Source organism: Gemmobacter lutimaris, assembly GCF_003570715.1.
GTDB lineage: Bacteria > Pseudomonadota > Alphaproteobacteria > Rhodobacterales > Rhodobacteraceae > Gemmobacter > Gemmobacter lutimaris.
On record NZ_QXXQ01000001.1, the window covers coordinates 30,889 to 54,332 of the forward strand.

The 23,444-nt window shown below is 63.4% G+C and carries 24 protein-coding genes; 11 read left to right on the top strand and 13 right to left on the bottom strand.

Annotated features, from left to right (window positions below):
* Positions 1 to 3: 3 nt before the first annotated feature.
* From pgi to D2N39_RS00175, 5 genes are all read right to left on the bottom strand, one after another.
* Positions 4 to 1,608 carry a glucose-6-phosphate isomerase gene (gene pgi / locus D2N39_RS00150; RefSeq protein ID WP_119132712.1) on the bottom strand — a complete coding sequence of 535 codons (1,605 nt, stop codon included), beginning with the start codon at positions 1,606 to 1,608 and terminating at the stop codon, positions 4 to 6.
* A 30-nt stretch (positions 1,609 to 1,638) separates the two neighbouring features.
* Complete coding sequence (gene pgl, locus D2N39_RS00155) at positions 1,639 to 2,310, bottom strand: 6-phosphogluconolactonase (RefSeq protein WP_119132713.1); 672 nt, start codon at positions 2,308 to 2,310, stop codon at positions 1,639 to 1,641.
* Entirely contained in the window at positions 2,307 to 3,761 is a 1,455-nt protein-coding gene (gene zwf / locus D2N39_RS00160) for a glucose-6-phosphate dehydrogenase (protein WP_119132715.1), read from the bottom strand. Before zwf ends, pgl begins: the two co-directional genes overlap by 4 nt.
* A 479-nt stretch (positions 3,762 to 4,240) precedes the next feature.
* A complete protein-coding gene (locus D2N39_RS00170; RefSeq protein WP_119132717.1) occupies positions 4,241 to 4,825 on the bottom strand; it encodes an HNH endonuclease in 585 nt (194 codons plus the stop codon).
* A 170-nt stretch (positions 4,826 to 4,995) separates the two neighbouring features.
* Positions 4,996 to 6,213, bottom strand: a complete 1,218-nt coding sequence (locus tag D2N39_RS00175) for an MFS transporter (protein WP_119132719.1) — start codon at positions 6,211 to 6,213, stop codon at positions 4,996 to 4,998.
* Between the two features lie 76 nt (positions 6,214 to 6,289).
* On the opposite strand from D2N39_RS00175, the gene D2N39_RS00180 reads away from it, so the two are divergent.
* Both D2N39_RS00180 and D2N39_RS00185 read left to right on the top strand, forming a co-directional pair.
* Complete coding sequence (locus D2N39_RS00180; RefSeq protein ID WP_119132721.1) at positions 6,290 to 6,919, top strand: DNA-3-methyladenine glycosylase family protein; 630 nt, start codon at positions 6,290 to 6,292, stop codon at positions 6,917 to 6,919.
* Entirely contained in the window at positions 6,916 to 7,572 is a 657-nt protein-coding gene (locus D2N39_RS00185) for an alpha/beta hydrolase (RefSeq protein ID WP_119132723.1), read from the top strand. The genes D2N39_RS00180 and D2N39_RS00185 overlap by 4 nt, the downstream gene beginning before the upstream one ends.
* Positions 7,573 to 7,675: 103 nt before the next feature.
* Here the strand turns inward: D2N39_RS00185 and D2N39_RS00190 are convergent, their stop codons facing one another.
* The 3 genes from D2N39_RS00190 to iscR are packed head-to-tail and all read right to left on the bottom strand — an operon-like array spanning position 7,676 to position 10,524.
* Positions 7,676 to 8,428, bottom strand: a complete 753-nt coding sequence (locus tag D2N39_RS00190) for a squalene/phytoene synthase family protein (RefSeq protein ID WP_119132725.1) — start codon at positions 8,426 to 8,428, stop codon at positions 7,676 to 7,678.
* Positions 8,425 to 10,062 (bottom strand): citramalate synthase, encoded by a 1,638-nt coding sequence (gene cimA, locus D2N39_RS00195; RefSeq protein ID WP_119132726.1) that lies wholly within the window; start codon positions 10,060 to 10,062, stop codon positions 8,425 to 8,427. Before cimA ends, D2N39_RS00190 begins: the two co-directional genes overlap by 4 nt.
* Complete coding sequence (gene iscR, locus D2N39_RS00200) at positions 10,063 to 10,524, bottom strand: Fe-S cluster assembly transcriptional regulator IscR (RefSeq protein WP_119132727.1); 462 nt, start codon at positions 10,522 to 10,524, stop codon at positions 10,063 to 10,065.
* 142 nt (positions 10,525 to 10,666) lie between these two features.
* On the opposite strand from iscR, the gene D2N39_RS00205 reads away from it, so the two are divergent.
* The 4 genes from D2N39_RS00205 to D2N39_RS00220 are packed head-to-tail and all read left to right on the top strand — an operon-like array spanning position 10,667 to position 13,080.
* Positions 10,667 to 11,326, top strand: a complete 660-nt coding sequence (locus D2N39_RS00205; RefSeq protein ID WP_119132729.1) for an alpha/beta hydrolase — start codon at positions 10,667 to 10,669, stop codon at positions 11,324 to 11,326.
* 1 nt (position 11,327) lies between these two features.
* A complete protein-coding gene (locus D2N39_RS00210; RefSeq protein ID WP_119132731.1) occupies positions 11,328 to 11,558 on the top strand; it encodes a hypothetical protein in 231 nt (76 codons plus the stop codon).
* A complete protein-coding gene (locus tag D2N39_RS00215) occupies positions 11,555 to 11,932 on the top strand; it encodes a hypothetical protein (RefSeq protein ID WP_119132733.1) in 378 nt (125 codons plus the stop codon). Before D2N39_RS00210 ends, D2N39_RS00215 begins: the two co-directional genes overlap by 4 nt.
* Positions 11,929 to 13,080: an HD domain-containing protein gene (locus D2N39_RS00220; RefSeq protein WP_119132734.1), complete on the top strand. Its 1,152-nt coding sequence runs from the start codon at positions 11,929 to 11,931 to the stop codon at positions 13,078 to 13,080. The genes D2N39_RS00215 and D2N39_RS00220 overlap by 4 nt, the downstream gene beginning before the upstream one ends.
* On the opposite strand, the gene D2N39_RS00225 is transcribed toward D2N39_RS00220, so the two are convergent.
* Positions 13,081 to 13,746, bottom strand: coding sequence for a hypothetical protein (locus tag D2N39_RS00225; protein WP_147373418.1), 666 nt, complete (start codon positions 13,744 to 13,746; stop codon positions 13,081 to 13,083). It lies immediately after the preceding gene.
* A 113-nt stretch (positions 13,747 to 13,859) separates the two neighbouring features.
* On the opposite strand from D2N39_RS00225, the gene D2N39_RS00230 reads away from it, so the two are divergent.
* Complete coding sequence (locus D2N39_RS00230; protein WP_119132737.1) at positions 13,860 to 15,074, top strand: NADP-dependent isocitrate dehydrogenase; 1,215 nt, start codon at positions 13,860 to 13,862, stop codon at positions 15,072 to 15,074.
* A 39-nt stretch (positions 15,075 to 15,113) separates the two neighbouring features.
* Here the strand turns inward: D2N39_RS00230 and D2N39_RS00235 are convergent, their stop codons facing one another.
* Positions 15,114 to 15,338, bottom strand: a complete 225-nt coding sequence (locus D2N39_RS00235) for a hypothetical protein (RefSeq protein WP_147373420.1) — start codon at positions 15,336 to 15,338, stop codon at positions 15,114 to 15,116.
* 394 nt (positions 15,339 to 15,732) lie between these two features.
* Between D2N39_RS00235 and D2N39_RS00240 the strand changes: the two genes are divergently transcribed.
* The 3 genes from D2N39_RS00240 to typA all read left to right on the top strand — a co-directional run bounded on the left by D2N39_RS00240 (position 15,733) and on the right by typA (position 18,931).
* Positions 15,733 to 16,335 carry a YitT family protein gene (locus D2N39_RS00240; protein ID WP_119132741.1) on the top strand — a complete coding sequence of 201 codons (603 nt, stop codon included), beginning with the start codon at positions 15,733 to 15,735 and terminating at the stop codon, positions 16,333 to 16,335.
* Positions 16,336 to 16,410: 75 nt separating this feature from the next.
* Positions 16,411 to 17,025 carry a YitT family protein gene (locus tag D2N39_RS00245; RefSeq protein ID WP_119132742.1) on the top strand — a complete coding sequence of 205 codons (615 nt, stop codon included), beginning with the start codon at positions 16,411 to 16,413 and terminating at the stop codon, positions 17,023 to 17,025.
* Between the two features lie 88 nt (positions 17,026 to 17,113).
* Positions 17,114 to 18,931, top strand: a complete 1,818-nt coding sequence (gene typA / locus D2N39_RS00250) for a translational GTPase TypA (RefSeq protein WP_119132744.1) — start codon at positions 17,114 to 17,116, stop codon at positions 18,929 to 18,931.
* 129 nt (positions 18,932 to 19,060) lie between these two features.
* On the opposite strand, the gene D2N39_RS00255 is transcribed toward typA, so the two are convergent.
* Positions 19,061 to 19,855 (bottom strand): class II glutamine amidotransferase, encoded by a 795-nt coding sequence (locus D2N39_RS00255; protein ID WP_119132746.1) that lies wholly within the window; start codon positions 19,853 to 19,855, stop codon positions 19,061 to 19,063.
* Positions 19,856 to 20,006: 151 nt separating this feature from the next.
* Between D2N39_RS00255 and D2N39_RS00260 the strand changes: the two genes are divergently transcribed.
* The gene (locus tag D2N39_RS00260) at positions 20,007 to 20,465 is read left to right on the top strand and encodes an Lrp/AsnC family transcriptional regulator (RefSeq protein ID WP_119132748.1); all 459 of its coding nucleotides are present in this window, start codon (positions 20,007 to 20,009) and stop codon (positions 20,463 to 20,465) included.
* Positions 20,466 to 20,481: 16 nt separating this feature from the next.
* On the opposite strand, the gene D2N39_RS00265 is transcribed toward D2N39_RS00260, so the two are convergent.
* Together D2N39_RS00265 and alaS are read right to left on the bottom strand one after the other, a co-directional pair.
* Entirely contained in the window at positions 20,482 to 20,772 is a 291-nt protein-coding gene (locus tag D2N39_RS00265) for a DUF1330 domain-containing protein (RefSeq protein ID WP_119132750.1), read from the bottom strand.
* A gap of 4 nt (positions 20,773 to 20,776) precedes the next feature.
* Positions 20,777 to 23,431: an alanine--tRNA ligase gene (gene alaS, locus D2N39_RS00270; RefSeq protein ID WP_119132752.1), complete on the bottom strand. Its 2,655-nt coding sequence runs from the start codon at positions 23,429 to 23,431 to the stop codon at positions 20,777 to 20,779.
* Positions 23,432 to 23,444 lie beyond the last annotated feature (13 nt).

A 23,444-nucleotide genomic window follows, 5' to 3' on the forward strand; every position in this document is an offset into this window, starting at 1 on the left:
TTTTCAACCACGCAGATAGGCGACCAGTTGGCGGGTGGAACTGTCCTTGCCCGCGGCACTTTCGCGCCCCTCAAGGATCGGTTGCAGCGCAAGGGCAAGTTCCTTGCCCAGCTCGACCCCCCATTGATCATAGCTGTTGATGCCCAGAATTACCCCCTCGACGAACACCCGGTGTTCGTAAAGCGCGATGATCTGGCCCAGTGTGAAGGGGGTGAGCTTCGGGATCGCCAAGGTGGTGGACGGCCGGTTACCCGGAAAGACGCGGTGGCGGGCCTGTCGTTCCAGTTCGGCCCCGGTCAGACCCTTCTTCGCCATGATCGCGCGCGCCTCATCCAGACTGCGACCACGCATCAGTGCCTCGGATTGCGCAAGGCAATTGGCGACGAGCAGCAGGTGCTGATGCGCCAAGGCGGGTTCATGCCCTTCGCGTGCGACGATGAATTCACAAGGCACGACGCGGGTGCCCTGATGGATCAGTTGGTAGAAGGCGTGCTGGCCGTTGGTGCCCGGCTCGCCCCAGACCACCGGGCCGGATTCGTAAGGCAGATCAACACCATCCATGCTGACCCTCTTGCCATTCGATTCCATCTCAAGCTGTTGCAGATAGGCTGGCAGACGGCCAAGACGCTGATCATAGGGCAGAACGGCGCGGGTGGCATGGCCGCAGATCTGGTTGTGCCAGATGCCGACCAAGGCCAGAAGAACCGGCAGGTTTTCGGCAAAGGGTGCCTCGCGGAAGTGCTTGTCCATATCGGCGCCACCACGCAGGAATTCGGCAAAATCCTCGGGTCCGATGGCGATCATCAGCGACAGTCCGATCGGCCCCCACATGGAATAGCGGCCGCCAACCCAATCCTCAAATCCAAAAACACGCTCAGAATCAATGCCATAGGCGGCGGTTTTATCACCCGCTGTCGAAACCGCGGCAAATTGTGCGGCCGGGTTGGCCACCTTTTCCGCCATCCATGCCTTCGCCGTGTTGGCGTTGGTCATGGTTTCAATGGTGGTAAAGGTCTTGGAGGCGACAATGACCAGCGTGGTTTCGGGATTAAGGTGCTTCAGCGTGTCCGTGATATGCGCGCCATCGACATTCGAGACAAAATGGCAGCGCGGCCCGTCGGCATAGGGCGACAGTGCAAGGCAGGCCATGGCCGGGCCAAGGTCCGAACCGCCGATGCCGATATTCACCACATCGGTAATGCGCCCGCCCTGGCCGGTGAAGCGGCCTTCGCGCACATCGCGGGCAAAAGCCTCGCAGCGGGCATGGATGGCGCGGACCTCGGGCATGACATCCTGCCCCTCAAACATAACGCTGCCAGAGAGGTTGCGCAGCGCGGTATGCAGCACGGCGCGGCCCTCGGTCTCGTTGATCTTCGCCCCCGAGAACATCGCCTCGCGCCGGTCGGCAACCCCTGCTCCTTCGGTGAGTTTGATCAGAAGATCAAGAGCTTCCGCGTCAATCTGCGTTTTCGAGAAATCAAACAGCATTTCGCCAAGCCGCGCGGAATACGTCTGCGCCCGGTCGGGTGCAGCCAACATCAAATCGCTGATCGTGGTCGCGGCAGTGCGGGCGCGGTGGGCCAGAAGCGCGTCAAATTTCGTGGTCATCAATAGATCCTCTTGGCTGCATCCGCCGGGTCATTCGGCCCAATGGACGGTCGCATTCTTCAACACTGCCGCGACCGGAGCCTCAAGAGGCTCCAGCCCCTCGGCGCGTTCGATCGCAGCGCGCTTTTCCGCGCCTGTGATCAGGATGTGGATGTTCATCGCCCCTTCTAGCACAGGTGCTGTGAGGGTCATGCGCGACTCACCCGCCGCTTCAGCCCGCAGGGCCATCAGGATCGGTGCGTCGGGGGCCAGCGCTTCGGCCAGACGGTCCGCACCGGGGAACAGGCTGGCCGTGTGCATATCCGCCCCCATGCCCAACAGCAGAACCGAGATCGGCAGATGCGGCGCAAGCTGCGCCTCCAGATCGGCCAGCACATCCTCGGGCTGCGGCGCAGGTTGATAAAGCGGTACAAGATTGGCGTGCAAAGCCTTTCCACGCAACAACCTTTCCCGCAACAACCGCGTGTTCGAACGCGGGCTGTCCTCGGGCACCCAGCGTTCGTCATTGAGAAAAACCGACACCTTGTCCCAATCCAGATCGACGCCCGACAGCGTGTCGAAAATCGGACCCGGTGTCGTGCCACCCGGCACGCAGAACGAAGCGCGGCCCTCGCGGCGCAGAAAATCCGCCAATTCGCCGGCCAGCTTGTCGGCCAGTGCAAGCATCATCAGCTCGCGGTCCGGGTATTCGACGAAATTCATGCCTTGATCTCCCGCCAGCGCCGCCCGTCGCGGTGCATCAGCATCAACGCATCTTCCGGCCCCGAGGATCCCGCGTCATAGCCTTTCGGCCGGTCGCCGCGCGCCTCCCAGCCCTGAATGATCGGGTCGGTCCAGGCCCAGGCGGCCTCGACTTCGTCGCCGCGCATGAACAGGGTCTGGTTGCCGCGGATCACATCCATGATCAGCCGTTCATAGGCGTCTGGCATATCTGTACCCTCATCGCCGAAAGCCTCTGTAAAGCTCATGTCCAAGGGCACCTGCGTCAGGCGCATGCCGCCCGGACCGGGCTCTTTGATCATCACCTTGAGGTTCATGCCCTCGTTCGGTTGCAGCCGGATCACCAGCACATTCTCGCGCCAGCCCGAGGCGTCATCGAAAATGGAATGCGGCGGTTCCTTGAAGGTGATGGCGATTTCAGAGGCGCGTGCGCGCAGCTTCTTGCCGGTGCGCAGATAGAAAGGCGTGCCCTTCCAACGCCAGTTCGCCACATGCACCTTCAGCGCGATATAGCTTTCGGTCCGGCTGTCCGGGTTTTCCGCATCGGCCAGATAGCCCGGCGCCCCGGCGGTGGCCAGATATTGACCACGCACGATGTCTTCGGCAGGAACAGGTTGCAAGGCACGGATAACCTTCAACTTTTCATCGCGCACAGTATCAGGGTCAAAGTGGAACGGCGGTTCCATTGCGATCAGGCACAGAAGCTGCATCATGTGGTTCTGCACCATGTCACGCATCGCGCCCGACTTGTCGTAGTAAGCGCCGCGCCCCTCGACCCCGACGGTTTCGGCGACAGTGATCTGCACATGGTCGATGAACTGGCTGTTCCACAACGGCTCGAACAGGATATTGGCGAAACGCACCGCCATCAGGTTCTGCACCGTCTCTTTCCCGAGGTAATGGTCGATGCGATAAATCTGGTGTTCGGCGAAATGCGTGGCCAGCGTGTCATTCAGTGCTCGGGCGGTGGCAAGATCGCGGCCAAAGGGTTTTTCCACCACGATGCGGCTATCGACATCCGCAATGCCATGCAGATGCAGTCGTTCGGCCAGATCGCCAAACAGCGAGGGCGCCACCGAGAAATAGAAAGCCCGCACCGCGCCCTGCCGCATCATGGCGGCCAAGGCGGGCCAGCCTTCCTGGCCCTTGGCATCAATGGCGACGTAATCCAGCCGGTCCGTGAAGTCGGCAATGGCAGCCGGATCGCGCTTGTCAGCCGCGACGAATTCCTCGATCGCCTCGCGCACCAAGGCCTGAAACCCGGCCTTGTCCATCGCGGATCGCGCCGCGCCGATGATCCGGCTGTCAGGGGGCACCTGACCTGCCAGATAACGGCGATAGAGACCGGGAAGGATCTTGCGACGGGCCAGATCGCCGGTCGCCCCGAAAATCACGAGATCGAATGTTTCGACCGGGATAACGCGTGAAACCATGGGCCTCTCCTCGCAGCTTTGCGGCAGTTGCACCGCAAGAATGTTAGCGCTAACGATCCGCCTTTTAGCCGCTTCGTATCCACAAGTCTAGCACTCGCTGCGGGAAAGCGGAATGCTGTGACGGTGTAGAGCGCAGAACAAAAAACACAATACTGGCCGTAACTTGTTGATTCTTATGAACCGCTCGCAGTCCCACGGCGAGAAGTCACATGTTGGATTCACAAAGATGACCGTCGATTGCGGCTGCTGAACGTTCTGGAAGACTTCAAACGTGAGGGTTTGGGCATCGCGGGCGACATCTCGCTGCCCGTTGATCGCGTGATCCGGAGCCTTGACCGGAGTATCGAACGGCGAGGCCCTGCTGCACAAATCGGCAGCTGAGCGGTCTTGGCAGACCTGTCCCGCGACCCCTGTGATGGACGCGCCGTGCGCAGAAAACCCGTTCATGGCGGCACAAGGGTTTCACCGTGAGAAGCCGCTCAGGCCTCCAGTTCGGCATCCCAGTAAAGATAATCCATCCAGCTTTCATGCAGATGGTTCGGCGGGAAGCGGCGGCCATGGGCCTGCATTTCCTCGGCCGAAGGCGGCACAGGTTTGCGCATCAGGCGCATGCCGACCTGCCGCAGGGTCTTGTTGCCCTTCTTCAGATTGCAGGGCGAACAGGCGGCCACCACATTTTCCCAACTTGTGATGCCGCCCTTAGAGCGCGGCACCACATGGTCAAACGTCAGATCGCCCTTCGATCCGCAATACTGACACTTGAATTCGTCCCTCAGAAAAAGATTGAAGCGCGTGAAGGCCACGCGCTTCTGGGGTTTGACGAATTCTTTCAGCACCACGACCGAGGGTATGCGGAACTCGGCCCTCTGACTGTGCACCACCGCATCATATTCGGCGAGGATCTGCACCCGGTCCAGACAAACCGCCTTGATGGTTTCCTGCCAGGGCCAGAGGCTGAGCGGGTAATACGACAGCGGGCGGTAATCCGCATTCAGCACAAGCGCCGGAAAATGCCGCAGTGCCGCAGGTTCCCGCACGAAACTGGTTCTGAAATCACCGTCCATTCATAGACTCCGCCTTCGTCCCGCCTGCCGTCCCGGCAGTCAGGGCGGGGAGTCCGCCCCGACAGTGGAAACTATATATCGCGTCCGGCGACAGGCAAGCCCCATAGTGTCGGGCATGGTTCTGGCAGGGCCCTGTAACGTCGTGATGACGAAAGCGGCAGATGTCCGGGTCAGCGCGTCTCTTTCGGGCGCAGCGCGAACCAGATCAGCGCACCACCGGCCAGAACGAGGAAGGGCAGCATCGCCATGTTCACCGCCGACCAGCCCGCCTGCACCGATCCGCCCGAGCAATTCATCAACCCGCCCGAGGCGAACGAGGCCATCGACACACCACCGAAAACCACGAAATCGTTCAGCCCCTGCATGGTGCCGCGCTCTGCCGCAGTATGATGCCCCGCCAACATGCTGGTGGCGCCGATGAAACCGAAGTTCCAGCCGATCCCCAGCAGGATCAGCGCGATATAGAAATTCTCAAGGTTCATCCCGGACATGGCCACTGCCCCCGACCCGGCAAGGATCAGCAGGCCAAGTGCAATCACCTTCTCTACTCCGAGGCGCGCAATGATATGGCCGGTCACGAAAGACGGCGCATACATCGCAAGCACATGGGCAGACACGATATTCGCCGCATCCGAGGTTTCGAATCCGCAGCCCACCACCGCCAGCGGCGAAGAGGTCATCACGAGGTTCATCAGCGCATAGCTGACGGTGGCGCAGACCATGGCGACGATAATCGCCGGATCGCGCAGCAGCTCGCGCCGTGTGCGTCCCGCTGCTGCCCAGGTCCCGCGCACCGCCGGACGGGTGCTTTTCAGCGCCCCGAACAGGAACAGCCCTGCGAGGTTCAGTGCGATCACCGTCAGATAGCTGCCAAGGAACGGCACGACCATGGCCTGCGAGGTCAGCTTCACCAGCTGCGGCCCGAAGATGGCCGAGGCCAGCCCCCCCGCCATCACCCCGGAAATCGCCTTGGGCCGGAACGCCTCTGACGCTGCATCGGCGGCCGCGAAACGGTAGAAGCCTTGCGCCGACATATAGCCGCCAGTCAGCAGGCTCGCCGCCGAAAACACCGCGAAAGACCCGATATACAGCCCATAGGCAGCCACCGCCGCCCCGGCCGCCCCGGCCAGCGCGCCCAGAACGAAACCGACACGCCGCCCCCAGCGCTGCATCACCGCCGACAGCGGCTGTGCCCAGAGCATCGAGCCGATGACGGTCAGCGAGATCGGCAAGGTGGCCCAGCACGGGTTGCCCGCAAGCTGGCTGCCCGCCAGCCCGCCGATGGTGAAGATCACCGGCATCTGGGCGCCCAGAACCGCCTGTGCGGCCACGAGAACCCACATGTTGCGGCGGGCGATGCTGTCATTCGGAAGGGATGTCGCGCTCATGGCGGCAGCTAATCCGCCCGCGTGCCCTTGCGCAAGGGGCAAGCGCGCCCCTAACCTGCGGCAAATCGGGGGAACCATGGTCGGACGCATCATCGAGGGACCGGCAGATATTGCCGAAGGCATGGACTGGCTGGGCCGCCATGACCGCAGATTCGCCGAAGCGCATGCGCTGACCGGCGACCTGCCGCTGCGCCGCCGCCCCGAGGGTTTTGCCGAACTCCTGTCCGCCATCGTCAGCCAGCAGGTTTCGGTCGCCTCCGCCCGCGCCATCTGGGGCCGGATGGAGGCGGCGGGCTTCACCAGCCCTGAGGCGGTCCAGGCGGCCAGCGACGAAGACCTGCGCGGCTGCGGCCTCTCCCGCCCGAAACTGCGCTATGCGCGGGCACTGGCGGATTCGGGGCTGGATTTCCCGGCACTGCGGGCGATGCCGGATGACAGGATCATCACGCAACTTGTTGAACTGCCGGGGATTGGTCGGTGGACCGCTGAAATCTACGCCATGTTCAGCCTCGGCCGCGCCGATGTCTTCGCTCATAACGACCTCGCCTTGCAGGAGGCGGCGCGGCTGCTTTTCAATCTCGAAAAGCGCCCCAATGAACGTGAGATGCGCGTGATCGCCGCCGACTGGTCACCGTGGCGGGCGGTTGCGGCGCGGCTGCTCTGGGCCTACTACCGTGTGGCAAAGGACCGCGAAGGGATCAGATGATGCTGCAATCGAAACGCAAGGCGCCGCAATCCGGCACCGCGAAATCCATGGTGATCTTCGTGCACGGCTACGGCGCCGATGGCGATGACCTGCTGGGCCTCGCCGACCCGCTGGCGCCGCATCTGCCCGATACGGTGTTCTACAGCCCCAACGCTCCCGAACCCTGCGTCGGCAACCCTTTCGGCTATCAGTGGTTCCCGATCCCGTGGCTGGACGGATCTTCGGAAGAAGCGGCGCAGGCCTCTATGGCCGTCTCGCTTGAAAAGCTGAATTCTTTCATCGACGCGAAGCTGGCGGAAGAGAAGATCGGTATCGAAGCCCTTGCCCTGGTTGGATTTTCGCAAGGCACGATGATGAGCCTGCATCTGGCTCCACGCCGCGACAGCGCCATGGCGGGCGTCGTCGGCTTCTCGGGCCGCCTGCTGGTGCCGGAACTGCTCGGCGCTGAAGCGCAGGTGAAGCCGCCAATCCTGCTGATCCACGGCGATGCCGACGAGGTCGTGCCGTTCGAGGATATGGGCCGCGCCGGGGACGCGCTGGTTTCAGCCGGGTTCGAGGTCTATGGCCATGTCATGAAAGGCACTGGTCACGGCATTGCCCCCGACGGGCTGCAAGTCGCCCTGTCCTTTCTGCATGACAAGCTGCCCGGTTGAGATTTGAGTATTTGGGCAAGAAGCAAGGCTCATCCGGTCTTGCTTCTTGAAAAAATACTCCCGCCGGAGGCATCCGACAGCGCCGCAAGCTTGCCGCCGGAAGTTAGAAACGCCCGGTAAGGCTCTGCCAAAGAAGGCGTTTACGGCGGGTGAACTCTGACAGATCGAGGGTGCCATCTGCCACCCGTGCGGGTTCCTCCGCGGCAAGCGCAAGAACCGGCCGCGTCAGGAAGGCGGCCAGCGCCGCACTGCGCGGGATGGGGCCGCGCACTCTGTGGAGGCGGGCAAGCCCTTCACGGGCCAGCGCCGCGACGCCAGCAGGCGTCCCGTCAACCAGCGGAATACGGCCCAGCGTTTCAAGCTGTGGCACAGCACGCAGGTAATTGGCCAGGGCCTGAGCGCTGCCCAAGCCGCGTGCTGCGGCTTCCGCGCTGTCAGGCGCGCCCAGAGCTTTCGCCGCGAGCCACAGCAACGCCCCACCGGTTTCCTCAAGATACCGCCACAGCGCGGCAGCATCGGCATGCGGCTCGCGCCAGACATCCCATTGACGTGCCGCGACCATCCCGTCCAAAGCTTCGACCGGCAAGCCTTTGTCCCGGATCAGCTTTCCCAGCGGGGTCATGACCTCATGTGGTTGCCCGCCGCCTGCTGCCGCGGCCGTGATCGCATCGCGCCACCATTGCAGGCGCATTTCGGCGATCATCGGCTCCTTGCTGGCCCAGGGTGCGCGCGCGACCTCGGCGTTGAAGGCGTAAAGCACAGCCAGCGCCGGGCGGTCGATCACCGGCGCCGCCATCAGCGCGGCAAAACGCTCCGGGTCGGTGCGCTGCACGATTTCGGCGCAGGCCTCGCTCATGCGGCGCCCTGATCGCGGATCAGCTTCCACTGGATCGCATCAAGCAGCGCCTCGAAGCTCGCATCCACGATATTTGGGCTGACACCCACGGTAGACCAGCGACGGCCCTGGCCATCCTCGCTGTCGATGATCACGCGGGTAACCGCCTCGGTGCCGCCTTGGGTGATGCGGACTTTGAAATCCACCAGTTTCATATCATCGATACAGGCCTGATATGGCCCAAGATCCTTGGCCAGCGCCTTGTAAAGCGCGTTGACCGGGCCACGGTCGGTGCCAGCCTCATCCATGCTTTCCGAAACCGACAGCATCTTGCGACCGTCGATCTTCACCACTACTACCGCCTCGGACAGGGAAACCATGCGGTCGTATTTGTTCTTCCGCCGCTCGACCGTCACGCGGTAGCGCTTCACCTCGAAGAATTCCGGGCAGAGGCCCAGCTCGCGCCGCGCCAGCAGCTCGAAACTCGCCTGCGCGCCGTCATAGGCGTAGCCTTCGTCCTCGCGGGTCTTGATCTTGTCAAGGATCAGGGCAAGGCGCGGGTCATTCGGCGCGACCTCGATCCCCGCCGCCGCCAGCCGGGCGCGCAGGTTCGATTGCCCGGCCTGATTGGACATCGGGATCAGCCGCTCGTTCCCTACCAGCGCAGGGTCGATATGTTCGTAGGTCGTGGGGTCTTTGACGATGGCGCTGGCATGCAGCCCCGCCTTGTGTGCGAAGGCCGAAGCCCCGACATAGGGGGCACTACGCAGAGGCACCCGGTTCAGGATGTCGTCAAGCATGCGCGAGGTCTTGACCAGCCCCGACAGTGCCGCGTCGCTGACGCCGGTCTCCAGCGTCTCACGGAACGGCGCCTTCAGCATCAGCGTCGGGATCAGCGTGGTGAGGTTGGCATTCCCGCACCGCTCGCCCAGGCCGTTCAGCGTGCCCTGCACCTGCCGCGCGCCCGCCAGCACGGCGGCCAGAGAATTGGCCACCGCATTGCCGGTGTCGTCATGGCAATGGATGCCCAGCCGGTCGCCCGGAATGCCAGCGGCGATCACGGCGCGGGTGATGGTGCCCACTTCCTCGGGCAGCGTGCCGCCGTTGGTATCGCAAAGCACGATCCAGCGCGCACCCGCCCCGAAGGCAGCCTTCAGACAGTTCAGCGCATAATCCGGGTTCGCCTTGTAGCCGTCGAAGAAATGTTCGGCATCAAACAGCGCCTCCCGCCCCTTCGCCACCACATGCGCGATGGAGGCGCGGATATTCTCCACATTCTCGGGCAGGGTGATGCCAAGCGCCGTGGTGACATGGAAATCATGGGTCTTGCCGACCAGACAGACCGCAGGCGTTTCCGCATCCAGCACGGCGGCCAGCACATCGTCATTCTCGGCCGAGCGGCCCACGCGTTTCGTCATGCCGAAGGCGGTGAAGGTGGCGCGGGTTTGTGGCCGGTCGCGGAAGAAATCGCTGTCAGTCGGGTTGGCGCCGGGCCAGCCGCCCTCGATGTAATCCACCCCCAGCGCATCCAGCGCGCGGGCGATCTGCTGCTTTTCCGGCAGCGAGAATTGCACACCCTGCGTCTGCTGGCCATCGCGCAGGGTGGTGTCGAACAGGTAAAGGCGCTCGCGCATGACAGGCTGGCTTTCGGTCATTCAGTCTTCATCGACCACGCGGAAGATCGCGGGCACGGCAGGACAAGGGCGCATCTCGTTGCGGATCACATCCGACAGGCGGGTCTGGTGCAGGAACACATAGACATGCGCCGAAAGCCCCTCCCACAGCCGGTTGGTCAGCGACTGCGCCCGCGATCCCGACACACCGCCCGAGGCCCCCGCCCCGGTATGCATGGCGTTCACGGTTTCCTCGACCGCCTCCATCACCTCGGACACGCGGATCTCGGCGGGGCTGCGCGACAGGCGGTAGCCGCCGCCCGGCCCGCGCACCGCCTCCACCAGACCGGCGCGGCGCAGCTTGACGAAAAGCTGTTCCAGATAGGGCAGCGAAATATCCTGACGCTTCGAAATCTCGGCCAGCGACACCAGATCCTCGGGTTTCGCCAGCGCCAGATCGGCCAGAGCCACCATGGCATAGCGGCCTTTCGTCGACAGTTTCATCGCCCGCTTCCCCCAAATCCATTGACGCCACCGGCAGGGGCGCTTAACTCACCTGAACCCCCGGGGCCCTGCCCGACGGGACTTAATGGAACCGCCCGGATTGCGCAATCTCCGAAGGGCGGACGACAGTAAAGGCGACGAAATGCCCGAAGTGATCTTTGCCGGCCCGGAAGGCCGTCTTGAAGGCCGTTACCACCCGCAAAAGGAACGCGACGCCCCGATTGCCATCGTCTTGCATCCGCATCCGCAATTCGGCGGCACGATGAACAACAAAGTGGTGTATAACCTCCATTACGCCTTCTACAACATGGGCTTCACCGTGCTGCGGTTCAACTTCCGCGGCGTGGGGCGCAGCCAGGGCGAATATGATCAGGGCATTGGCGAATTGTCGGATGCCGCCTCGGCGCTGGATTACCTGCAAAGCATGAACCAGAACGCCAAGCATTGCTGGGTCGCTGGCTTCAGCTTCGGCGCCTGGATCGGCATGCAGCTTCTGATGCGGCGGCCGGAAATCACTGGCTTCATCAGCGTGGCGCCGCCGGCGAACATGTATGATTTCAGCTTCCTCGCGCCCTGCCCGTCCTCGGGTCTCATCATCAACGGCACCGCCGACCGCGTGGCACCGCCGAAAGATACCGTGAGCCTCGTGAACAAGCTGCACGAGCAGAAGGGCATCACCATCACCCATGAACAGGTGGAAGGCGCCGATCACTTCTTCAGCAATGAAGAGGCGCATATGAAGCCGATGATCGACACGGTGTCCAGCTATGTGACCCGCCGTCTGGGGGAAGGCAGCCGCTGACATGGGCGTGACCGAGGATCTTGCCGACGCATTGGCCCGCGACGTTCTGGCGGCGCAGGACGAGATGGACCAGGAACGCTTCTATCTCGATGTCGCCAAGATGCTCGCCACCGTCTCGCCTTCGATGGAGGAGGCATTCATGACCGCGATGCGCGTGCGTCTGGCCGAACGCCGGGCGCGCGAGTACCTCAACCGCCGCATCGGCGCCTTCCGCAAAGGCCCCGCCGAGTGACAGGGCGGGACGTGCCGCGCGGCCTGCTTTACGCCCAGATCGTCAGCACAGGTCTGGCGCTGCTGATCGTTATCGCATGGTGGGGGGCGTCCACGCGCTGCGCCGCCGGTCACGGGGTGATCGGCTTCGGGCTTGCAGGGGGCCTGCTGGTGCTGGGCCTGTTCTTCCCCTTTCTGGCGCCGGTCTGGCTGCAGCTTCGGTCTGCTGCGGTCTTGCCGGTGCTTTGGCTTCTGCTGGTCTGCTATCTGGCGGTGGAAGCCATGCCCCGTCTCTGTGCGGGCGAGACCCCACTGGGGTTGGCATGGCCCGTTGCGCTGGCCGGTCTGGCCATTGCTTTCGGTTGCCGACTTGCAGGACGGTATTTGCACAAATGACCGAACGCCTGACCGAACAATTCACCTTCCTGAATGCCGCCGACGCGCTGAAATCGGTAGAGCGCGCCAATGTGCTGATGGATGGCAGCCGGGCCGAGAACAGCGCCGAACACAGCTGGCATCTGGCGCTTTGGGCGCTGGTGCTGGGCGATGGCCTGCCCGAGCTTGACCGCGCTCTGGCCATGTTGGTGCTGCATGATCTGCCCGAGGTCTATTGCGGCGATCATCCCATTCACCTGATCGACAATCCCGATCAGGTTGCACAGGCCGAGGCGGCGGCGGCCGACCGGATCTTCGCGCTTGCGCCCGCCGATCTGGCCGCGCCCTTGCGTGCGCTGTGGAAGGAATTCGAGGCAGGTGAAACCCCGGCCGCGCGTCTGGCCAAGCGGCTGGATCACGCGCAGCCGCTGATGCAGGTGCTGATGTCGCCCTGCCCGCCCGCCGATCATCTGGATGTGGTGCGCGACAACCTTGCCACTGGCCGCGCCGCGCGGTTCCGGCAGGAATGGCCGGAGTTTTACACCCATGCGGTTGACCTTCTGGCGGGTGGGCCGGGCACCGCAGGCCCCGACCTGGATGCTCGGCTGGCCTTTCTGGCCGAGGCGGACCGGCTGAAATCGGTAACCCGCGCCACCACGCTGGTCGATGGCTCGCGCTGCGAAACCTCGGGCGAACACAGCTGGCATCTGGCGCTTTACGCCCTGCTGCTGGCCGATCAGGCGGCGCCGGGCGTCGATGTCGCACGGGTGATGCGCATGCTGATCCTGCACGATCTGGTGGAAATCGACGTGGGCGATGTGCCGATCCATTCGGCGGATGGCAAGGCCCATGGCTCGACCCAGACTCAGGCGGCCGAGGCCGCCGCTGCGGACCGGCTGTTCGGTCTGCTGCCTGCCCCCACCGGCGCAAGCCTTCGGGCGCTGTGGGAAGAATTCGAGGCCACCGAAAGCCCCGATGCCGTCTTTGCAAAAAGCCTTGACCGGGTGCAGCCGGTGATGGCCAACCTGATGTCGGGCGGCGGGACTTGGATCACCTATAGGGTGACCGCCGAACAGCTTGAGACCCGCGTGGGCGTGAAGATCGCGCGGGGGGCTCCGACGCTCTGGCCTTGGGTCCGCGCACAGGCCGCGCCGTTCTTCGGCACCTGATCAGGGTAAACGGCCCTTCTGTTGCAACTGCGGCAGCATGTCGCGCAGGGTGTTACCCTGCGCCAGCCAACCGCGCACCGCGCAGGTAGAGGCAACATAAAGCGCCAGCGCCCCCTCGCCCTTCACCCCGGATCGCCGGGAAAATTCGCGGTGATTGCGCGGCAGCGGCACCTGCCGCCCCTTGCAGGCCGCCGGATCCGCCGCCTGAACAGGCTCGCCCGAAATCAGAACAGCCGCCCCCTCATCCATCCAGATCGGCAGTGCGCCGGTCAGCATACCCAGCGGCGGAATGGCGGCATGCAGCGTGACATGGGTCAGTTCATGGCTGAATACGCCTGCCGATCTTGCGCCTTGTGAAGTGATGGTGACGATACTGTAGCCATAGGTCATGCCGCGCGGGCCATATCCGTTGCGCCGGTCACAGGCCCGCGTGGTGCAGACCCGCCATTCCGGCCGCATAATGCCGCCCAAAGCCTTGGCGACACTCCGTTCCGCACCGGAAATATCGCGTCGGATGCGGGCAATGGTTTCCGGCTTTGCCGCAAGATCCACCCACAGACCGGGGGAGACTTCGGCCATGCCCTCACGCTTTGGCAGCACGCCCGCAACCGCAGGCAAGGACAGCATGATCCCCAGTGCAAAAGCCACCAGCCCGTTCCGTCGCATCGCAAACTTCCTTCCGCCGAATTTGGTATGCAATTGCATACCGGGCTTCCCAAGCCGCGCATTTTCCTTTATGCAACCTGCATCCGAATCCTCAACCTGAAAAGGCCAGGCGCATGACCAAGATCAAGGTGGCGAACCCCATCGTCGAGATGGACGGCGATGAAATGACCCGGATCATCTGGGATTTCATCAAGAAGAAGCTGATCCTGCCCTATCTGGACGTTGACCTGCTCTACTATGATCTCGGCATTGAAGAGCGTGACCGCACCAATGACCAGATCACCATCGACAGCGCGATGAAGACCAAAGAGGTCGGCGTGGCGGTGAAATGCGCCACCATCACCCCGGATGAGCAGCGCGTCGAAGAATTCAACCTCAAGCAAATGTGGAAGTCGCCGAACGGCACCATCCGCAATATCCTCGGCGGCGTGATCTTCCGCGAGCCGATCATCTGCAAGAACGTGCCGCGTCTGGTTCCGGGCTGGACCCAGCCGATCGTCGTCGGCCGCCATGCCTTTGGCGACCAGTATCGCGCCACCGACTTCCTGTTCCCCGGTAAGGGGAAGCTCACGATGAAATTCGTCGGCGAAGACGGCACCGTGATCGAGCGTGACGTGTTCGACGCCCCCGCCGCCGGTGTGGCCATGGGCATGTACAACCTCGACCAGTCGATCATCGACTTCGCCCGTTCGTCGATGAACTACGGTCTCATGAAGGGCTGGCCGGTTTACCTCTCGACCAAGAACACCATCCTCAAAGCCTATGACGGCCGTTTCAAGGATCTGTTCGCCAAGGTCTATGCCGAGGAATTTGAAGACAAGTTCAAGGCGGCTGGCATCCATTACGAACACCGCCTGATCGACGACATGGTGGCTTCGGCGCTGAAATGGTCGGGCGGCTATATCTGGGCCTGCAAGAACTATGACGGCGACGTGCAGTCGGATACCGTGGCGCAGGGCTTCGGTTCGCTGGGCCTGATGACCTCGGTGCTGATGACGCCCGATGGCAAGACGGTCGAGGCGGAAGCGGCGCATGGCACGGTGACCCGTCACTACCGGCAGCATCAGGCGGGCAAGGAAACCTCGACCAACTCCATCGCGTCGATCTTCGCCTGGACCGGCGGCCTGAAGCACCGCGCGAAACTGGACGGCAACGAAGCGCTGGCCACCTTCGCCACCACGCTGGAAAAGGTCTGCGTGCAGACTGTGGAAGACGGCTGGATGACCAAGGATCTGGCGCTGCTGGTTGGCCCCGACCAGAAGTGGCTCACCACCATGGGCTACCTCGAAAAGGTGGACGAATACCTCAACAAGGCTCTGGCGGGCTGACGCCGGTGCGGGGCGGCCTTCGGGCCGCCCCTTTTCGTTTCACCACAGGGTATGCTGCATCCCCGGCGGCATCGGGGGCGAAGCCGCCTTTGGCGGCAATCCGATGTCACGCCGCAGATGATTGTCCAGATCCTGAAACTGCGCCGCCAGTGGCCGCCGGGGCGCGGGGCGCAGCAGCGCCAGCGCGGCAGCGATGAACACGCGGCGCGCGCCAAGGCTGTGGATCAGGGCATGGATTGCCGGAAGGCTTTCGTCTTTGGTCATGGGATTCCCGGTGCGGATCACGCAACCGGCCTCTGCTTGAAGGTAGGAAGATGACCGGACAGAGGTGCGACATCACGGCCAATGGCCCGTCACGCGCGCTTTGTGAAAGAAGTCCGGTCAGGGGTTCAGACGGTTGGCCGTAAAGGCCGGAGAACTGCGGTCAGGCTCGGGCCAGGACGCGAGTTCGCTGCGAAACTCGGGCGATTTCTGCCGCCGAGTTCGCGCCGGTCGAAAGGGCGTATGCGTTGTAAGCCATGATCCGCCCTCCCTGTCTGAATTGCCGGATGTGGCCCTGCTTGCACATGCGGCCGAGTCGGGGCAAAGGAAAATGCCGCCCGTGGCCGTTCTGCCGCGCGACGTGGCTGAAGGGCAACAGGCCCGAGGAAGGAACCAGATGACTGCCACGGGTCGCCATTCCCTGATCGAAGATGCCCAAGGCATTGCTTATGGCACCGTCATGGCATCTTTCGGCATCGTCATCCTGACGCATCTGGGCCTTGTCACCGGACAGACGGCGGGGCTTGCGGTCCTGATTTCCTACGCGACGGGCTGGGGCTTCGGCCCGGTTTTCTTTGTGATCAACCTGCCCTTCTATCTGCTGGGCTGGCTACGCATGGGCCCGGCCTTCACGGTCAAAACCTTCGTCGCCGTCGCCGCCCTCTCGGGGCTGAGCATGGTCATGCCCGGCTGGATCGGCTTTGACCATCTGAATCCGGCTTTCGGGGCGGTGCTGTTCGGCCTCGCCTCCGGCTCCGCCTTGCTGGCACTGTTCCGCCATGGCGCGAGCCTTGGCGGAATCGGGATCCTTGGCCTGATGATCCAGGATCGCTGGGGGTTCCGTGCAGGCTGGGTGCAACTGGGATTCGACGCAGCGCTTTTTGCCATAGCCCTTTGCCTTCGGGATGTTCCGACCGTTGCGCTCAGCTTCCTTGGCGCCGTGGTGGTCAATCTGGTGATCGCCATCAACCATCGCCGAGACCGCTATATTGTTGCCTGAGCCCTGCGCCCTGCGCAGATCCGGCTTGCGCAATACGCGCGCCTCATTGGCGCTGCATTGCAGCATATTTAGGTCATGGCTATTGACCTTAAATCAACACCCCATCATTCTCTGCTGGAGGATGCCCAGGGCCTGACCGCCGCCGCCATCCAGGCGGCGCTGGGTATCCATCTGCTGCGCGCGGCGGGCCTGATCACCGGCGGCACCGCAGGGGTGGCGCTGCTTCTGTCCTATGCAACGGGCTGGGGTTTCGGCGCGACCTTCTTCACCGTCAACCTGCCCTTCTATGCCTTCGCATGGATGCGCCGCGGTCCGGCCTTCGCGGTGAAAAGCTTCGTCACAGTGACCGCTGTTTCGCTATTGGCGGGCATTCTGGTGCGCTGGGTGCCGCTGACCGGCATCCATCCGGCGGCGGCGGCCATCCTGTTCGGCGTGGTCGCCGGTGTCGGGTTGCTGGGCCTGTTCCGCCACGCCTCCAGCCTCGGCGGTGTTTCCATCGTGGCGCTGATCCTGCAAGACAGGTTCGGCATCCGTGCGGGCTGGGTGCAACTGGGTTTCGATCTTGGCATCTTCCTGATTGCCCTGACAATCCTGCCCGCCGAACGGGTGCTCTGGTCGGCGCTTGGCGCGCTGATCCTCAATTTCATTCTGGCCATGAACCACCGCCGCGACTGGTATATCGTCACCTGACACCGCGTTTTGCACAGGTTTCACTGGCCTTTCCGCCTGACCTCCTGTAAGGCGCCCCCAAACCCATTCTGTGAAAGAGACCCCTCCGATGGAGCTTCGCAACATCGCGATCATCGCGCACGTTGACCATGGCAAGACGACCCTTGTGGACGAACTGCTGAAACAGTCCGGCGCTTTCCGCGAAAATCAGGCCGTCAGCGAACGCGCCATGGACAGCAACGATATCGAGCGTGAGCGCGGGATCACCATTCTGGCCAAGGCCACTTCGGTCGAATGGAACGGCGCGCGCATCAACATCGTCGATACCCCCGGCCACGCCGATTTCGGCGGCGAGGTGGAGCGCATCCTCAACATGGTCGATGGCGTGGTGCTGCTGGTCGATGCCGCCGAAGGCCCGATGCCGCAGACCAAATTCGTGACCTCCAAGGCACTCGCCCTCGGCCTGCGCCCCATCGTGGTGCTGAACAAGGTCGATAAACCCGATGCCGAACCAGACCGTGCGCTGAACGAGGTCTTCGACCTCTTCGCCAACCTTGGCGCCAGCGACGAACAGCTCGACTTCCCGCATCTTTATGCCTCGGGTCGTGCCGGCTGGGCCGATGACAGCCTCGACGGTCCGCGCAAGGATCTGACGGCGCTGTTCGAACTGGTCGTGCGTCACGTTCCGGCGCCGAAACAGCTCGCCAAGGCGGCCGAGCCGTTCCAGATGCTCGCCACCACCCTGTCGGCTGACCCGTTCATCGGCCGTATCCTGACCGGCCGCGTCGAGGCAGGCACGCTGAAAGTTGGTTCCTCGCTGAAGGCGCTGACCCGCACGGGCGAGCGGATCGAACAGTTCCGCGTCACCAAGATCCTCGCCTTCCGCGGCCTCGGCCAGCAACCCATCGACGAGGCGGTGGCAGGCGACATCGTCACCATCGCCGGCATGACCAAGGCGACTGTGGCCGATACGCTCTGCGATCTGTCGGTCGATACCGCACTGCCCGCCCAGCCTATCGACCCGCCGACCATCTCGGTCACTTTCGGCATCAATGACAGCCCGCTGGCAGGCCGCGACGGCAACAAGGTGCAGTCGCGCGTCATCCGCGAACGGCTGATGAAAGAGGCCGAAACCAACGTCGCCATCCGCATCGAGGATACCCCCGGCGGCGAGGCTTTCATCGTCTCGGGCCGCGGCGAACTTCAGATGGGCGTGCTGATCGAGAACATGCGCCGCGAGGGGTTCGAACTGTCGATCTCGCGCCCGCGCGTGATCTTCCGCGAGGAAGGTGGCCAGCGCCTTGAACCCATCGAGGAAGTCATCGTCGATGTGGATGACGAATATTCCGGCGCCGTCATCGACAAGCTCACCGGCGAGCGCAAGGGTGATCTGGTCGAAATGAAACCGGCTGGCGTCGGCAAGACCCGGATCGTTGCGCATGTGCCCTCGCGCGGGCTGATCGGCTATCATGGCCAGTTCCTGACCGATACGCGCGGCACCGGCGTGCTGAACCGGATTTTCCACGACTGGGCCCCGCACAAGGGTCCGATCCAGGGCCGCCGTCAGGGCGTGCTGATCTCGATGGAGAATGGCACCTCGGTCGCCTATGCGCTCTGGAACCTCGAAGAGCGCGGCAAGATGTTCATCGGCGCGCAGGAAGCCGTCTATGTCGGCATGCTGATCGGCGAACATTCGCGCGACAACGATCTGGAAGTGAACCCGCTGAAAGGCAAGAAACTTACCAACGTCCGCGCCTCCGGCACCGACGAAGCCGTGCGCCTGACGCCGCCAGTGCGCATGTCGCTGGAAGAAGCCATCGCCTATATCGACGATGACGAACTGGTGGAGGTCACGCCGAAGATCGTTCGCCTGCGCAAGCGCGAACTGGACCCGCACGAGCGCAAGCGCCAGGCCCGCGCCGAGTAAGGGGGCTCTGCCCCCGCGCCTGCGGTGCTCCCCCGGAGCATTTCAGGCAAGAAGCAAATCAGCTTGCTCCTTGTCGAAATACTCTGGGGGGTGAGGCGAAGCCGAGGGGGGCAAAGCCCCCCCCTTTTTTCATGCGGCGGCGGCCAGACGGCAAGGCAGGAAGGGTTCGACTGATACGCTGTCGCCTTCGAAGGTGCAAAAGCTGGCTTCCGGCACCTCAAGCCAGTCGCCCTCGCCGCTTTCCAGCGGCTCCGAGACCACGGCGCGGCCCATGCGGGTGTCCGACCAGCGGTGATAAAGGCTTGGCGCCTGCTCGTCCGTGGCATAGCGCATCGCATAAAGTCGCTGACCGTCAGACATGGCAACGGTCAGCCGCAGATGCGGCGCCTCCCCCTTGTCACGCGCCAGCCGTATGAAAGCCGCCGCCGCCCGTTCCATGGCGCCGCGCGGATCTTGCTCCAGCCCCTCGGCAATGGCGGCGAGGAACAGCGCCTCGCTGTCGGTCGCCCCCTTGCGATGCGGATAAAGGGCATCGGGGATCAGCATGTCGGCGTAGCGTCGAAAGCTGTCATAGCCGCCAACCTGCCCGTTATGCATGAAGCTCCACCGCCCCCAGGTGAACGGATGGCAGTTGTTGCGGCTGGTCGCGGTGCCGGTTGACGCGCGGACATGGGCGAGGAAGAGGCCCGATTTCACGGTGGCCACAAGGCTCCGCAAGTTCGGGTCGCTCCAGGCTGGCATGACATCGCGGTAAAGCCCCGGTTCCGGTCGATCGCCATACCAGGCGATGCCAAACCCGTCGGCATTGATCGCAGTGCGGCATTCAGTGGCACACTGGCTTTGGTGGATCAGGGAATGGCCGGGGCGGCTGACGATGTCTTCCAGAAAGATCGGTGCGCCAATATAGGCGGCCCAGCGGCACATTCACATCACTCCTGCGGCCGGTTGATCCGGTCGTCGCCTGTATTGCGGGGTTTCTGCATCCGCATCCTACAGCATGTTGCAGAAAAATGAAGATAGGATGACGCGCTGTCTGCGCTTGAAAGTGGGAACTATTCCCGCAATCCTGCAGAGTATGGAGAAACTTGACCACATAGACCGCCGCATCCTTGCCATCCTGCAACGCGACGCCAGCCTGTCATTGGAGGAATTGGGCGAAAGGATCGGCCTGTCACGCAACGCCGTCTGGCGCCGGGTCAAGGCGCTGGAGGAAAGCGGCGTGATCCGCGCCCGTGTCGCGCTGCTGGACCCGGAAAAGCTCGGGCTGGGGCTGACCGTTTTCATGATGATCCGGGCCGAGCGGCACACGCCCGACTGGCTGGAGAAATTCACCCGCGCCACCCGCGACATGCCGGAGATTCTGGGCGCCTACCGGATGACCGGCGATCTGGATTACCTGATCCGCGCGCGCGTTGCGGATGTGAAAGCCTATGACCGGCTTTACAAGGATCTGATCGCGCGGGTCGAGCTGCATGACGTTTCCTCCAGCTTCGTGATGGAGGAAACCAAGGAAACCACCGCACTGCCGGTCTGAGGCAGCGCGACCGGGATCATTCCGCCTCTTCGACGACACAAAGATCGCGGATGCTAGCGCCTTTCGCATGGGCCAGCGCTGCCTGATAGGCATCGCTGTTGTAGCAGGCGACCGCCGCCTCCAGCGAGGGGAAGCGGGCGACGACGTTGCGCGCCCGGTCATTGCCTTCCAACTGCACATAGCGGCCGCCGCGGGCGAGGAAAACCCCACCATGCGCCGCAATGGCCGGACCGGCCTCTTTGGCGTATTTGCCGTAAGCCTCGGCGTCGGTGACGGTCACATGGGCAATCCACAGGGCAGTGGGCATCGGTTCAGCCTCCAATCACGGTTTCAACGGCGGCAATAGCCTGATCGGCCAGCGTGATGTCGGCACCACCCGCCTGCGCCATGTCGGGCCGGCCCCCGCCGCCCTTGCCACCCAGAGCCTCGGCCGCGACCTTGACCAGCGTCACCGCCGACAGGCGGTCGGTCAGATCCGCCGTCACCCCGGCCGCCACGGCCGGTTTCGCGCCGGTATCGGCGATCAGCAGCACCGCACCAGACCCGATACGGGCCTTCATCTCGTCGATGAGGCCGGGCAGATCCTTGCCGGAAACCCCCTGCATGACCTGAGCAATCAGCTTCACACCGTTGATTTCCCTGGCTTCCGGCCCGCCGGATTTACCACCCATCGCCAGTTCGCGGCGCAGGGTGGCAACCTCGTTCTCCAGCTTGCGGCGTTCGTCCAGCAGCGCGCGCGCGCGGTCGGCCAGTTCGGTTGCGGGCGCCTTCAGGACTGCGGCCACATCTGCCAGCAGCTTCTGCTGTTCCGCGACATAGGCCAGCGCCCCCTCGCCCGTCAGCGCCTCGATCCGCCGCACACCGGCCGACGAAGCACTATCGCTGAGCAGAAGGAAGGCGCCGATCTCGCCCAGACGGGCGACATGGGTGCCGCCACAAAGTTCAAGGCTATAGGTATGCCCATCGGTGCCCTTGCCTGAACCCGGCAGCGTGCCCATCGAAACGACGCGCACCTCGTCGCCGTATTTCTCGCCAAACAGCGCCTGTGCGCCCAGGCCACGCGCATCATCCGGGGTCATCACCCGGGTTTCCACGGCACTGTTCTGGCGGATGAAAGCATTCACCTCCGCCTCGACCTGCGCCAGTTCCTCGGGCGACAGCGCCTTGGCATGGGCGAAGTCAAAGCGCAGCCGGTCCGCCGCGTTCAACGAGCCACGCTGCGCAACGTGATCGCCCAGAATCCGGCGCAGCGCCTCGTTCAGCAGGTGTGTGGCAGAGTGATTTGCGCGGATCGCACCGCGACGCTTGTGCTCGACCTCCAGCTTGGCGGGCTGGCCGCGCAGGATCGACCCTTCGACCACCTCGGCCATATGGATGAACACACCGGCAGCCTTCTTGGTGTCGGTCACACGCGCAAGGCCGGTATCGGTGCGGATCAGCCCGCTATCGCCAACCTGACCGCCGCTTTCGGCATAGAAGGGCGTCTGGTTCACCACGATCTGCACCGTGGCGCCTTGCGCCGCATCGCCGATGGCCGCGCCATCCTTCACCAGCGCGAGGATCTGCCCCTCGGCGGTTTCGGTGTCATAGCCAAGGAATTCGGTCGTGCCATGCGCCTCGGCCAGTTCAAACCAGATCGCGGCATCCTTGGCCTCGCCCGAGCCCGCCCAGGACGCACGGGCCTTGGCGCGCTGTTCTTCCATCGCGACGTCGAACCCGGCCACATCGACGGCCCGGCCCTTCTCGCGCAGCGCATCCTGCGTCAGGTCCAGCGGGAAACCATAGGTATCATAAAGCTTGAAGGCCGCCGCGCCGGGCAGATCGCCGTCTTCCGGCAGGCGCGAAAGCTCGTCATCCAGCAGACGCAGACCACGATCCAGCGTGGTGCGGAAGCGGGTTTCCTCCAGCTTCAGCGTCTCTTCGATCAGCGCCTGCGCGCGGGTCAGTTCGGGGTAATGCCCGCCCATCTGCCGCACCAGCGCCGGGACCAGCCGATACATTACCGGGTCCTGGGCACCCAGCATATGCGCATGCCGCATCGCGCGGCGCATGATGCGGCGCAGCACATAGCCGCGCCCCTCGTTCGAGGGCATCACGCCATCGGCGATCAGGAACGAGGTCGAACGCAGGTGATCGGCGATAACGCGGTGATGCACCTTGCCGGGGCCGTCCGGGTCGCCGTTGGTGACATTGGCCGAAGCCTCGATCAGCGCGCGCATCAGATCGGTGTCGTAATTGTCGTGCTTGCCCTGAAGAAGCGCACCGATCCGTTCCAGCCCCATGCCGGTGTCAATCGACTGCATGTCCAGCTCGCGCTTCGAGCCATCTTCGAACTGTTCATATTGCATGAACACGAGGTTCCAGATCTCGATGAAACGGTCGCCATCCTCGTCGGCGCTGCCGGGCGGGCCGCCCCAGATATGGTCACCGTGATCAAAGAAGATCTCGGTGCAGGGACCACAGGGCCCGGTCGGCCCCATCATCCAGAAATTGTCGTTGGTCGGGATGCGGATGATCCGGTCATCTGACAGGCCCGCAACTTTCTTCCAGATATTCGCCGCCTCGTCATCGGTGTGATAGACAGTGACCAGCAGCCGTTCCTTCGGGATGTCGAAATCCTTGGTCAGCAGTTCCCAAGCGAAGGGGATCGCCTCGGATTTGAAATAATCGCCGAACGAGAAGTTGCCGAGCATTTCAAAGAAGGTGTGGTGCCGCGCCGTATAGCCGACATTGTCCAGATCGTTGTGCTTGCCGCCTGCGCGAACGCATTTCTGCGCCGTGGTGGCGCGCACATAGTCGCGCTTTTCTACGCCCGTGAAACAGTTCTTGAACTGCACCATGCCTGAATTGGTGAACATCAGCGTCGGGTCGTTGCGCGGCACGAGCGGGCTCGAGTCCACGACCGTGTGGCCGTTGCGGCGGAAATAGTCGAGGTAGGTGGACCGGATGTCGTTCAACGACGGCATGATGTCGAGGCTC